This is a genomic window from Azorhizobium sp. AG788 (assembly GCF_943371865.1).
Lineage (GTDB): Bacteria > Pseudomonadota > Alphaproteobacteria > Rhizobiales > Xanthobacteraceae > Azorhizobium.
Map to the genome: position 1 here is coordinate 1 of NZ_CALRWL010000034.1, position 13,013 is coordinate 13,013.

The window sequence follows — 13,013 nt, forward strand, 5'->3', positions numbered from 1 at the left end:
CTGGCCCGCGCGCTGGCGCCGCGCCCCGGCATCCTGCTGCTGGACGAGCCGTTTTCCGGCCTCGACCGGCGCTTGCGCGACCAGGTGCGGGCGGACACGCTGGCGGTGCTGCGCGATGCCCGCGCCACCTGCATCATCGTCACCCACGACCCCGAGGAGGCCATGCGCCTCGCCGACCGCATCGCCTTGCTGCGCGAGGGCGAACTGGTGCAACTGGCCGCGCCGGAGGTGCTCTATCGCGCCCCACGCGACATTGGCGTGGCCCGCTTCTTCTGCGAGCTGAACGAGGTGCGCGGCATCGTGTCGGGCGGGCAGGTCTCCACCCCGCTGGGTGCCTTCGCCGCCCCGGCGGGACTGGGGGATGGCGCGGCAGTGGTGGCGATCCGGCCGCAGGGGCTGGGATTCACCCGCGGCACCGGGCGGGTGCAGGGCCGGGTGATCGATCGGCGCTTCCTGGGCGAGGTCGATCTCCTGGAAGTGATCATCGAGGGCCTGGAGCGCCCGCTCGTGGCGCGCGTGCGGCCCGGCGGGGATCTGGCGCGCGGAACCGAGGTGGGCATCGACGTGGACCCGGCAGAAGTCCTTGTTTTCGCCGCGTCCGGGTCCTAGTCTCGCGCCTCAATCATGGGGGATCGGGAATCCGGCCCCTTGGACACAAGATCCTCGCGGAGGGTAAAGCATGGGTTCGTTGAGCATCTGGCACTGGATCATTGTGCTCGCGGTGGTGCTCCTGCTGTTCGGTCGGGGCAAGATCTCCGACCTGATGGGCGACGTGGCGAAGGGCATCAAGTCCTTCAAGAAGGGCATGGCCGAGGACGACGACGTCCCCGCGCCCAAGGCATCCGAGCCGCCGCGTCCCCTGCCGCACCAGGCAAGCCCCGCCCCGGAAACCGAGAAAAAGGCCGTCTGACGGTCCGCGTCGCGCGAAAGAGGGCCGCGGTTCCGCCGCAGGCAGTGAGCGGTCATGTTCGATATCGGCTGGTCTGAGTTCATGCTGATCGGCATCGTGGCGCTGATCGTCATCGGGCCGAAGGAGTTGCCTTCCGTGCTGCGCACGGTCGGCAAGACGGTCACGAAACTGCGCCGCATGGCCGGCGAGTTTCAGGGCCAGTTCAACGAGGCGTTGCGCGAGGCGGAGCTGTCGGAGATCCGCACCGACATCGGCAACATCGTCGGTGGCGTGAAGGATTCGGTGACGAAATCCTTCCCCGGCACCGAGTCGTTCGATCCTTTGCGCTCCATCCGCGAGGATATCCGCACGGCGGTGGAGGGCGGCACCAAGTCGCCCACCGACGCCGCTTTGCCGCCGGAAACCCCCATCCATCTGGACCCGCCGCCGCCGGCGGAGGTCTATGATCCCTATCGCAGCATGCGCGACGAGATCGCCGGCTCGGTGGCCAAGGCCACCGGCGGGGCGGCGGTGGCATCCGCCGCCGTTGCGCCGCTGGCGGCGGCCCCCACTCCGGCGGTGGAGCGCGCCGCGCTTCCGACCGAGCCGCTGGTGCCGCTTCCGGGACCGGCCGCCGAACCCCTACTCGACACCGGCCCCGATCTGTCGCAGAACCCCCTCGCGACCGCGCCGCGCACGGCTTCTGGCGGCGCGGCGTGAGCAGTGCCCGTGCAATTGGCGAGCTGGTTGAACCGCAGATGATGGACCGCACATGAGCGAGGAGGATATCGACGCCTCGAAGGCGCCCCTCATCGAGCATCTGATCGAATTGCGCTCGCGACTGATCAAGTCGGTGATCGCCTTCCTGATCGCCTTCTTCCTCTGCTTCACTTTGGCGAAGCAGATCTACAACGTCCTGCTGTGGCCCTATGAGTTCGCCTCGGGCTTTTCCGGCGGGATAAAGCTCATCTACACCGCGCCGCAGGAATTCCTGTTCACCCAGATCAAGCTGGGCATGTTCGGCGCCGCCTTCCTGTCATTCCCCGTGGTGGCGTCCCAGGTCTACATGTTCGTGGCGCCGGGCCTCTACAAGCACGAGAAGAATGCGTTCCTGCCCTATCTGGTGGCGACCCCGATCTGCTTCCTGATCGGCGCGGCGTTCGTCTATTTCGTCGCCATGCCGCTGGCCATGACCTACTTCCTGAACATGCAGCAGGTGGGCGGCGACGGCCGGGCGGAAATCTCGCTGCTGCCGCGGGTTTCCGAATATCTCTCGCTCATCACCACTTTGATCCTGGCCTTCGGCATCTGCTTCCAGATGCCGGTGATCCTGACCTTGCTGGGGCGCATCGGCATCATCACCTCGGCGCAGCTGCGCAAGGCGCGGCGTTACGCCATCGTCGGCGTGTTCGTGCTGGCGGCGGTGCTGACCCCGCCGGACGTGGTCAGCCAGCTCTCCCTTGCGATCCCGACGCTGCTTCTCTACGAAATCTCCGTCTATCTGGTGCAGATCGTGGAAAAGCGCCGGGCAGCGGAAGAAGCCGCACGGGACGCGGCATCGTCCAGCTCCTGACGCATCGCGGGACGCATCGTTCCAGGGTTTTCATTTTGCGAACGGCGGCCTCACGCGGTCGTCATGGCCGGGCGTGACCCGGCCATCCACGGACCGGCTGCCGCGCATGTGCGGCGCGGCGTGGATGCCCGGGACCAGCCCGGGCATGACGAAGGTGCGGGAAGCGGCGTTCGCCATCGCGCGGCGGAGCCGGTTTCATGCATGACATCAAGTGGATTCGCGAGACGCCCGAGGGCCTGGATCGCGCCCTCGAACGCCGCAACATGCCCGCCGAAGAGCGCGCCGTGCTGCTGGCGCGCATCCGCTCCCTGGATGAGACCCGCCGCGAAACCCTGACCAAGCTGGAGGGCCTGCTGGCCCGCCGCAACGCCGCCTCCAAGGAAGTCGGCCAGGCCAAGGCCGCCAAGGATGAGGCCCGCGCCGCCGCCCTCATGGAGGAGGTCGGCCGCCTCAAGGTGGAAGTGCCGGCCTTGGAGCAGACCGCCAATGCCACCGAGGCGGAACTGGACAAGGTGCTCGCCGCCATCCCCAACGCCCCGCTGGACGTGGTGCCGGACGGCAAGGACGAGCACGACAATGTGGAGCTGAAGCTCGTCGGCACCAAGCGCAGCTATGATTTCGAGCCCAAGCAGCATTTCGAAGTGGGCGAGGGCCTCGGCCTGATGGACTTCGAGACCGCTTCGAAGCTCTCCGGCGCGCGGTTCGTGGTCAACAAGGGCCCCCTGGCGCGGCTGGAGCGGGCGCTGGGGCAGTTCTTCCTGGACGTGCATACGGCAGCGGCGGAAGGCGGCATCGGTGGCTACACCGAGGTCAACCCGCCTTTGTTGGTGCGGGATGCGGCCATGTTCGGCACGGCGCAGTTGCCGAAGTTTCGGGATGATCAATTTGCAGTTGTAGATGGCCTCACTGTCCATCAGGTGCTTACCAATCTAGCCGCGTCCCAGGAACGTCATCCTAGGGCCCCAGAGGGAATGCCTGATCTGATCGGCGATAATGCAGCGCAGATTGCGAAATGGTTTGAATTTTCGCGTCTCTGGCTCATCCCCACCGCCGAAGTGCCGCTGACCAATCTGGTCCGCGAATCCATCCTCACGGAGGATGAACTGCCCCTGCGCTTCACCGCCTGCACGCCCTGCTTCCGCGCCGAGGCGGGGTCGGCCGGGCGCGATACCCGCGGCATGATCCGGCAGCATCAGTTCACCAAGGTGGAACTGGTCTCCATCACCACCCCGGAACAGTCGCTGGCCGAGCATGACCGCATGCTGGCCTGCGCCGAGGCGGTGCTGCAGAAGCTGGACCTGCATTATCGGGTGGTGACGCTGTGCACCGGCGACATGGGCTTCGCCTCGCAGAAGACCTATGACATCGAGGTCTGGCTGCCGGGGCAGAATGCCTATCGGGAGATTTCCTCCTGCTCGGTGTGTGGCGATTTTCAGGCCCGGCGCATGAACGCCCGCTACCGCCCCACCGAGGGGAAAGGCCCGCGCTTCGTCCACACGCTCAACGGCTCCGGCGTCGCCGTGGGCCGGGCGCTGGTGGCGGTGCTGGAGAACTATCAGCAAGCCGACGGCTCGGTGATCGTCCCCGACGTGCTGCGGCCTTACATGGGCGGCGTCACGGTGATCGAAAAGGCGAAGTAATCCCAGGGGCGGGCCATCCAACCGCCGACCGGGCGTCATCCACTCGCGCACCGCGCTCCCTCCCCCCTTGCGGGGGAGGGCTGGGGAGGGGGGTGAAACGCGTCCCGATGGTGCGCGTCCTCCCCTCCTGAGGTCGCGGCCCTGCGCGGCATCCTTCCGCTCCCGCCCGCCACATGCAGCCCTCTCTTCGGAGGCCGTTTCACCCCCCTCCCTGACCTCCCCCGCAAGGGGGGAGGAGCCCGCGTCAGCTTGGGGGGAGGTGCATATGCGGTTGACCGGCTGACTGATGCGGCTGGCCGATGCGGTTGAGCCAGGGCTAAGTCATGCGGTCGGGAGCGTTGGGCACACATCGCTGGATCGGCGCGCCCGCGCTCGCGCCCCACGGCGCCCCATCGCGCACCCGCGTTGCAGTCCGGCGGGACAGGGGCTAAGCAGCCCCTGCGATCGCGCGCCCGCGCCGGCCCCGCTGGAGGGCGCGGCGGGTGTGCATACGGAGAGGCAGCCCCATGCGCATCCTGGTCACCAATGACGACGGCATCCACGCGCCGGGCCTCGATGCCTGCGCCCGCATCGCCGCCGCTCTGTCCGATGACGTGTGGGTGGTGGCGCCCGAGACCGACCAGTCCGGCGTCGCCCATTCGCTGTCGCTCAGCGATCCGCTGCGGTTGCGGCAGGTGTCGGAGCGGCGGTTCGCGGTGAAGGGCACGCCCACCGATTGCGTCATCATGGCCGTGCGCCATCTCCTGGTGGACCAGCCGCCGGATCTGGTGCTGTCCGGCGTCAATCGCGGCCAGAACATCGCAGAGGACGTGAGCTATTCCGGCACGGTGGCCGGAGCCATCGAGGGCACCATCCTAGGCATTCCCTCGGTGGCGCTGTCGCAGGCGTTCGGCCCCACCACCCGCGACAATCCCTCTTATGCCACCGCCGAGGCCCATGGCCCCAAGGTGATCCGCACCTTGCTGAACGAGGGCATCGCCGCCGGCATTCTCATCAATGTGAACTTCCCCGACCGCCCGCCGGAGGGCGTGGCGGGGATCGCGGTCGCCGCCCAGGGCAAGCGCGACCAGCGCCTCATGCGCATCGAGCCGCGCAAGGATGGCCGCGGCAATGACTATTTCTGGATCGCCTTCGAGCGCCGGAAAAGCGAGACCGTGCCGGGCTCGGACCTGCGGGCGCTGGACGAGGGTCGCATCTCTGTGACGCCGCTGCGGGTGGACCAGACCGATGAGCCCACCATGACCCGCCTTGCCCAGGTGTTCGACGCAGGCTGAGCGTTTCCCGCCGCCGCACGGCAGGATGCCGCGCTTTCGCGCGCCGCGCTTTGCTCCTATAAGCAGCGCCAACGGACGGGCTTCGCAGCCCGGCCGCATTTGCGTTTGTTGTCTCATCGGCGAGGAGGGTCTGCCCCATGACGGGAACCGTGAAGTCGAGCGCCGGCCTGGACGTGCGCCGCCGCCGCATCCTGTTTCGCGCCTGGCACCGGGGCACGCGAGAGATGGACCTGCTCATGGGCCGGTTCGCCGATGCCCAGATCGAGGGCCTCACCGAGGACGAAGTGGCCGCGTTCGAAATCCTGATCGAGGTGGAAGATCCCGACCTGTTCGCCTGGATCAGCGGCTCGCTGCCGACCCCTGCCGCGGTGGACACGCCCATCTTCCGCAAGCTGCGGGACTGGCATTTGTCCGGCGGTTCGATCCCGGACGAAAGCCCGCTGCGCAACGCCTGAGCCGGATCGGCCATCGCCCCTCGGTGTCGGCCAGCGGGCCGGCGCCCTCCCGCCTGCCTGCCGCGCGTCCGTTGATCGCCGCGGCCATCTGATGGAAGCCCCCCGTGAAGCGTCCCCGTTCCCTTGCCGAAGACCTGACCCCGGGCCGGCCCCTGACCCTGGCCCGCGTGCCCGACGGCATGGAAGGCCTGGTGGTGGCGGATCTGGCCCGCAGCGCGGCCGCCCGCAAGGATGCGCCCTGGCCCAGTCTGGCGGTGGTGTGCCGGGATGGGCGGCGGCTGGCGGCGCTGGAGCGGGGACTGGCCTTCTTCGCGCCGGAGCTGGAGGTGCATACCTTCCCGTCCTGGGATTGCCTGCCCTATGACCGGGCCTCGCCCAATGCGGCCATCGTCGCCCGGCGCATGGCGACGCTCGCCCGTCTGGCGCGGGTGAAGGGCGGCGGCCCCAGCGTGCTGCTGACCACGGTGAATGCCACCGTGCAGCGGGTGCCATCCAAGGCGCTGCTGGCGGTGCAGTCGCTCTCGGCGGCAGCGGGCAATGCCATTGCCCTGGAAGGGGTGGCGGAATGGGCCGAGCGCAATGGCTATCTGCGCACCCCCACCGTGCGCGACACCGGCGAATATGCGGTGCGCGGCGGCCTGATCGATCTCTATCCGCCGGGATTCGACGCGCCGATCCGGCTGGATTTCTTCGGCGATACGCTGGAGAGCATCCGCGCGTTCGATCCGGAGACCCAGCGCTCCTCCGGCAGCCTGAAGGCGCTGGAACTGGTGCCCATGGCCGAGTTCCAGCTCACCACCGAGACCATGAAGCGCTTCCGCATGGCCTATCTGGCGGAGTTCGGCGCCAACACCAAGGGCGACACCCTATATGAGGCGGTGAGCGAAGGCCGCCGCCATGCGGGCATGGAGCATTGGCTGCCGCTGTTCCATGAGCGCATGGACACGCTGTTCGACTATCTCCCCGGCACCCCCTTCGCCGTGCAGGCGCAGGCGGAGGATGTGGCGGTCGAGCGCATCACCCAGATCGGCGATTATTATGCTGCCCGCAAGGAAGCCCTGGCGGACGGCGCGGCGGGCGCGGTCTACAAGCCCCTGCCGCCGGAGCGGCTCTATCTGACCGCGGATGAATGGCGCAAGCGCATCGCCGGCCAAAGCCTGGTGCGCATCAGCCCGTTCGCGGTGCCAGACGGCGGCGCCGGCAAGGTGATCGACGCCGGCGGCGTGGACGGCAAGTCCTTCACCGCCGAGCGGGCCGATCCCGACGTGAACGTGTTCGATCTGGCGGTGGCCCATGTGCGGGCGCTGCAAGGGCAGGGCAAGAAGGTGATCCTCGCCGGCTGGAGCGAGGGCTCGCGCGAGCGCCTTGGCACGGTGCTCGCCGATCACGGGCTGAAGGACGTCACCACCGTCTCGCGCTTCGCGCTGATCGATGCCATTCCGCGCAACAAGGCGACGCTTGCGGTCTATGGGCTGGAGACCGGCTTCGAGACCCCGGAGTTCGCCATCATCGGCGAGCAGGACATTCTGGGCGACCGGCTGGTGCGGCCCAAGCGCAAGGCGCGCCGGCCGCAGGACGTCATCTCCGAACTCACCGCGCTCACCGCCGGCGATCTGGTGGTGCATGTGGACCATGGCATCGGCCGCTTCATCGGCCTCAAAGCCATCGAGGCCATGGGCGCGCCCCATGATTGCCTGGAACTGCACTATGCGGGCGGGGACAAATTGTTCCTGCCGGTGGAAAATCTCGAACTGCTGACCCGCTACGGCTCCGAGGACACCACCGCCCAGCTGGACCGGCTGGGCAGCGGCGGCTGGCAGGTGCGCAAGGCGCGGATGAAGAAGCGCATCCGCGAGATGGCTGGCGAACTGGTGAAGATCGCCGCCCAGCGCCATCTAGCCGATGCGCCCAAACTGGTGCCGGCCATGGGGCTCTATGACGAGTTCCGCGCCCGCTTCCCCTATGAGGAGACCGACGACCAGGAAGCGGCCATCGAGGCGGTGCTGGAGGATCTGGCCTCGGGCCATCCCATGGACCGGCTGGTGTGCGGCGACGTGGGCTTTGGCAAGACCGAAGTGGCGTTGCGCGCGGCCTTCGCCGTGGCTCTGTCCGGCAAGCAGGTGGCGGTGGTGGTGCCCACCACGCTGCTGGCGCGGCAGCATTTCCGCACCTTCGCCGAGCGCTTCAAGGATCTGCCGGTCAAGGTGGCGCAGGCCTCGCGCATGGTCACCGGCAAGGAACTCACCGAGGTCAAGAAGGGCCTCGCCGACGGCACCGTGGACATCGTGGTCGGCACCCACGCGCTGCTCAGCAAGACCATCCAGTTCCGCGATCTGGGCATCGTCATCGTCGACGAGGAGCAGCATTTCGGCGTCGCCCACAAGGAGCGCCTGAAGGCGCTGCGGGCGGAAGTGCATGTGCTGACCCTGACCGCGACGCCCATTCCCCGCACCCTGCAACTGGCCATGACCGGCGTGCGCGAGCTCTCCCTCATCGCCACGCCGCCGGTGGATCGCCTGGCGGTGCGCAGCTTCATCACCCCGTTCGATCCGCTGATCGTGCGCGAAGCCTTGCTGCGCGAGCGCTATCGCGGCGGCCAGAGCTTCTATGTGGTGCCGCGCATCGAGGATCTCGCCGAAGTGCGCGACTTCCTGGAGAAGCAGGTGCCCGAGGTGAAGGTGGCGGTGGCCAATGGCCAGATGGCGGCCACCACCCTGGAAGACATCATGTCGGCCTTCTATGACGGCCAATATGACGTGCTGCTTTCCACCACCATCATCGAGAGCGGGCTGGACGTGCCCAATGCCAACACGCTGATCGTCCACCGCGCCGACATGTTCGGCCTGTCGCAGCTCTATCAGCTGCGCGGGCGGGTGGGGCGCGCCAAGGCACGGGCCTATGCCATCTTCACCGTCTCGGCCACCAAGGCCATGACCACGCAGGCGGAGCGGCGGCTGAAGGTGCTGCAGTCGCTGGAGACATTGGGGGCCGGCTTCCAGCTGGCCAGCCACGATCTGGACATCCGCGGCGCCGGCAATCTGTTGGGCGACGAGCAGTCCGGCCACATCAAGGAAGTGGGCTACGAACTCTACCAGGAGATGCTGGAGGAGGCGATTGCGCACCTCAAGGCCGGCATCACCGACTATGTGGACGACAAGTGGTCGCCCAACATCACCATCGGCATGCCGGTGCTGATTCCGGAGGACTACGTCACCGACCTGCATGTGCGCCTGGCGCTCTATCGCCGCCTCGCCGACATCGTGGAGGATGCGGACCTGGATTCCTTCGGTGCCGAGCTGGTGGACCGCTTCGGCCCCGCGCCGGAGGAGGTCACCCACCTGTTGCGCCTGGCCCAGATCAAGACCCTGGCCCGCAAGGCCAATGTGGAGAAGGTGGATGCCGGCCCCAAGGGCGTGGTGCTCGCCTTCCGCGAGAACCAGTTCGCCGATCCGGCCGGGCTGGTGCAGATGATCAATGCGGAAGGCCCCCAGGCCAAGGTGCGCCCGGACTTCAAGGTGGTGTTCCTGAAGGACTGGCCCACCGCCGAGGCGCGCCTCAAGGGCACCTTGCAGGTGCTCCGCAAGCTCGCGGGCCTGGTGGAGAAACGCAAGGTGGCCTGACCGGCGGCGGTATGGGGAGGTTTGGCTGGCTTAACCCGCGTGGAATGGGGTGGGCTACTTTGGTACCTCTTTTATCCCCCATTTGAGGTACGGTGCGCCGGCTTTATCCCTTGAATTTACAATGAAATTCACGTTTCACGCCCCGGCGGATGATGGACCTGGGTGCCTCCGCTGTTTAGTGTGAGCGATACCCACATGGCATAGGCGCCCGCTAGGAAGCGAATGGCGCCATGGAATGATTGAGAGCCGCGCCAGCATGACAGAGTCGTGGGACAAACTTTCCGGCAAACTTGCCGCCATCTATGTCCTGGCGCTGGTCTGTTGTTTCGCGGTCTATCTGGCCTTTGATCTTCAGCGGTCCTGGAGCGACTCCCTGCGGCGCCTGGACACCCATGCCACGGCGGCGTTGAAATGGTCCGAGAAGGGCCTGGATGCCACGACGGTCGCCATGAGTGACGCGGCCAAGCGCGGTGCCCTGGCCTGCCGCAACGGCGAAGTGGACCGGCAGCTCTTCAGCTCCCTCCTCAACGTGCCGGTGGACCGCGTGGCCATTTCAGCGGGCGGAACGGTGTTGTGCGACTGGACGGCGGAGCGCTTCCCGGAGACCGCCAGCTGCGGCGCCGAGCTGGGATCGCCCATGCGCATCCTGCACACGGTGGGGGATGTCACCGCGGAGGCGCGGGTCTATCCGGCCTGCCTGTTGGCGCCCTTCTCTTTGACCATCGAAGACATTCGCCTCTCCCTGGTGAATGTGAAGGCGCCCGGCGTCGCCACCGAGGGGCCGCTGCCGACGGTGGCGATCCGCTCCCAATCCTGGCCCATGAAAGTGGAGGTGGCCGCGCCCACCAGCTGGATGGCCCGGCGCTGGATGGCGGATCTGCCCGTCCAGGTGGGTCTGTTCACCGTGTTCGGCGCGCTGATCTGGTTCGGCCCCATTGCCATGCTGCGCCGCCGCCTGTCGGTGGAAGGCCAGGTGCGCACCGCTTTGCGCCGGGGCGAGTTCTTCCTCACCTATTTGCCCACGGTGGAAGTGGACACCGGCGATTGGCTCGGGGTGGAAGCGCTCATGCGCTGGAGACACGGCAAGCATGGCCTGCTTCAGCCGGCGGCCTTCATTCCCTGGATCGAGCGCAGCGCGCTGATCCACGACACCACCAGCTGGGTGCTGCAACAGGCGGCCACCGACCTTGCCCGCATGAACGAACTGCATGGCGAACTCTATGTGGGCATCAATCTGCCCCCGACCCAGCTGAATGATCTGCGGGTGGTGGATGCGGCGCTGGACGCCTTCGGCTCGGATCCGCTCAGCCTCTGTCGGGTGATGTTCGAACTCACCGAGCGCGAGGCGGGCGATTATGCCTCGCCGATAGTGCAGCAGGTGGTCTCGCGCCTGCGCGAGCGGGGGGCGCAATTTGCCTTGGACGATTTCGGCATCGGCTATTCCAATCTGGCGTCGCTGAACCTGCTCGACATCGATTTCATCAAGGTGGACAAGAGCTTCGTTCAGGAGCTGGAGCGGCGCGGCACCGAACCCAACGTGGTGGATACCATCGTGGTCATGGCCCGCGAGTTCGGCGTCGGCATCATCGCCGAGGGCATCGAGACCGAGCGGCAGCTGGACCGCATCCGGCGCATCGGCATCCGCATGGCGCAGGGCTTCCTGTTCTTCCGGCCCATGACGGTGGAAGCGACCCTCGACCAGTTGCGCCTGCGCACCCAATAGCGGACGCAGGCCCTCCACGCTGCTGGTGTGCAGGCTGCTTATGCCACCTGCGCACCGGAGCAGGCTTCAAGGCCCCGGCGCGCGCCACCAGGTCTCCGGCAAGGTGCCATAGAGCGAGGTCCGCTCCGGCCGCGCGATCCGCGTCCAGCGCGCCAGCCATTGGCCGGGCGCGTGGAACAAAGGCACCCCGTACGCGCCGGAGATCAGTGCCCGATCCAGCGCCCGGGCGAAAGAGACGACCTCCGCCTGGGTCTGTGCCTCCAGCAAGGCGGCGATGGCAGCATCGATGGCCGCGGATTTCGCCCCCATATAGTTCCGCGTGCCGGGCATGTCGGCCGCCGGCGAGCCGAAATAGAACGCCTGCTCATTGCCCGGAGAGAGGGACTGGACCCAGGTGAAGGGGACCATGTCGAATTCATAGGCGTTGCGGCGGGCGTCGAACTGGACCGCGTCCACCATCCGCACCGCGACCGTGAGGCCGGCGCGCTGCATCTGGCTGGAAAAGCCCAGGGCGAGGCGTTCCTGCTCGCGGGTGGCCACCATGATCTCGAACGCGAACGGCGTGCCGGTGGTCACCTGCCGCAGCTTGCCGTCCTTCTGTTTCCAGCCGGCCTGCGCGAACAGGTCGAGCGCCGCCCTCAGCCGCAGGCGGTCCCGCCCCGACCCATCGCTGACCGGCGGGGCATAGGTGCCATCCAACACGTCGGGGCGCAGGTCGCCGCGGAAGGGAGCCAGCAGCGTGGCCTCGCGCGCGTCCATCGCCCGGCCCAGGCTCGATAGCTCGGAGCCATCAAAGAACCCCGCCGTGCGGCGATAGAGGTTGTGGTAGAAATTCTGGTTCAGCCACTCGAAATCGAACAGCTCGATGATCGCCCGGCGCACCCGCACATCGGCGAACATGGCCCGGCGGGTGTTGAACACCAGGGCATAGTGCGGCTTGGGCAATTGGGTGGGAATGGTTTCGGTGACCACCAGCCCGGCCCGCACCGCCGGGAAATCATAGCCGGTCTTCCAGCGGCCGGGGTCGGTCTCGAACCGGGCCTCCACCAGACCGCGCTTGAAGGCCTCGAATTCGGTGTTGGCGTCGCGGAAATAGGTGAAGCGCAATTCGGCGAAATTGTAGAGCCCGCGGGTGACCGGCAGATCGCGGGCCCAATAATCGGGATTGCGCGCCAGGGTGACGGTGGCGCCGGGATCCACCTGCGCCACCCGGTACGGGCCGGAGCCGATGGGCGCGGTGAGGGTGGTTTCCTCGAACGTCTCGGCGTTCACCGCGTGCCGGGGGAGCACCGGCATCAGGCCCATGATCAGCGGCAGTTCGCGGTCCGGCGCGATGAAGGTGAAGCGGATGCGCGGGCCGTCCACGGTCGCGGCGGCGATCTTGGAATAATAGAGTCGCAGGTTGGGCCGGCCCTTCTCCCGCAGCAGCGTGAAGGAGAACAGCACGTCGTCGGCGGTGACCGGGGTGCCGTCGGAAAAGCGCGCGCGCGAATCGATCTCGAATTCCACGAAACTGCGATCGGCATCGGTGCGGACCGTCTTGGCCAGCAGGCCATAGAGGGTGAAGGGTTCGTCCAGGCCCCGCACCAACAGGCTCTCGATCACATAGCCGCGCACGAACGGGGTCGCCGATCCCTTCACCACGAACGGATTGAGGCTGTCGAAGGTGCCCAGCACCGACTGCGACAGGCGTCCGCCTTGCGGCGCTTTCGGGTTCACATAGTCGAAATGGGCGAAGCCCGGCGCCCGCGCGGGCAGGCCGTGCATGGCGATGGCGGCCTCGCCCCCGGCGGACGGAGGAGAAGGCTGGGCCTGCGCGCTTCCAGACGGCAAGGTCAC

The 13,013-nt window shown here is 67.4% G+C and carries 10 protein-coding genes; 9 read left to right on the forward strand and 1 reads right to left on the reverse strand.

The window, feature by feature from the left end; translation table 11 throughout:
• The 9 genes from AAG816_RS18185 to AAG816_RS18225 all read left to right on the forward strand — a co-directional run.
• Positions 1-609, forward strand: a 609-nt coding sequence (locus AAG816_RS18185; RefSeq protein WP_341991085.1) for an ABC transporter ATP-binding protein, incomplete at its 5' end; no start/stop codon positions are given.
• Between the two features lie 70 nt (positions 610-679).
• Complete coding sequence (locus AAG816_RS18190) at positions 680-910, forward strand: twin-arginine translocase TatA/TatE family subunit (protein WP_341991086.1); 231 nt, start codon at positions 680-682, stop codon at positions 908-910.
• Positions 911-964: 54 nt separating this feature from the next.
• Positions 965-1,609 carry a Sec-independent protein translocase protein TatB gene (gene tatB / locus AAG816_RS18195; protein WP_341991087.1) on the forward strand — a complete coding sequence of 215 codons (645 nt, stop codon included), beginning with the start codon at positions 965-967 and terminating at the stop codon, positions 1,607-1,609.
• A gap of 52 nt (positions 1,610-1,661) precedes the next feature.
• Positions 1,662-2,462, forward strand: a complete 801-nt coding sequence (gene tatC / locus AAG816_RS18200; RefSeq protein WP_341991088.1) for a twin-arginine translocase subunit TatC — start codon at positions 1,662-1,664, stop codon at positions 2,460-2,462.
• 197 nt (positions 2,463-2,659) lie between these two features.
• Positions 2,660-4,102 (forward strand): serine--tRNA ligase, encoded by a 1,443-nt coding sequence (serS, locus tag AAG816_RS18205; RefSeq protein WP_341991090.1) that lies wholly within the window; start codon positions 2,660-2,662, stop codon positions 4,100-4,102.
• 506 nt (positions 4,103-4,608) lie between these two features.
• Positions 4,609-5,376: a 5'/3'-nucleotidase SurE gene (surE, locus tag AAG816_RS18210; protein ID WP_341991091.1), complete on the forward strand. Its 768-nt coding sequence runs from the start codon at positions 4,609-4,611 to the stop codon at positions 5,374-5,376.
• Between the two features lie 137 nt (positions 5,377-5,513).
• Positions 5,514-5,831, forward strand: a complete 318-nt coding sequence (locus AAG816_RS18215) for a succinate dehydrogenase assembly factor 2 (RefSeq protein ID WP_341991092.1) — start codon at positions 5,514-5,516, stop codon at positions 5,829-5,831.
• Positions 5,832-5,935: 104 nt separating this feature from the next.
• The gene (mfd, locus tag AAG816_RS18220) at positions 5,936-9,451 is read left to right on the forward strand and encodes a transcription-repair coupling factor (protein WP_341991093.1); all 3,516 of its coding nucleotides are present in this window, start codon (positions 5,936-5,938) and stop codon (positions 9,449-9,451) included.
• A 256-nt stretch (positions 9,452-9,707) separates the two neighbouring features.
• On the forward strand, positions 9,708-11,174 hold the full coding sequence (locus AAG816_RS18225; RefSeq protein ID WP_341991094.1) for an EAL domain-containing protein: 1,467 nt from the start codon (positions 9,708-9,710) through the stop codon (positions 11,172-11,174).
• A gap of 66 nt (positions 11,175-11,240) precedes the next feature.
• Here the strand turns inward: AAG816_RS18225 and AAG816_RS18230 are convergent, their stop codons facing one another.
• On the reverse strand, positions 11,241-12,941 hold the full coding sequence (locus tag AAG816_RS18230; RefSeq protein WP_341991095.1) for an extracellular solute-binding protein: 1,701 nt from the start codon (positions 12,939-12,941) through the stop codon (positions 11,241-11,243).
• Positions 12,942-13,013 lie beyond the last annotated feature (72 nt).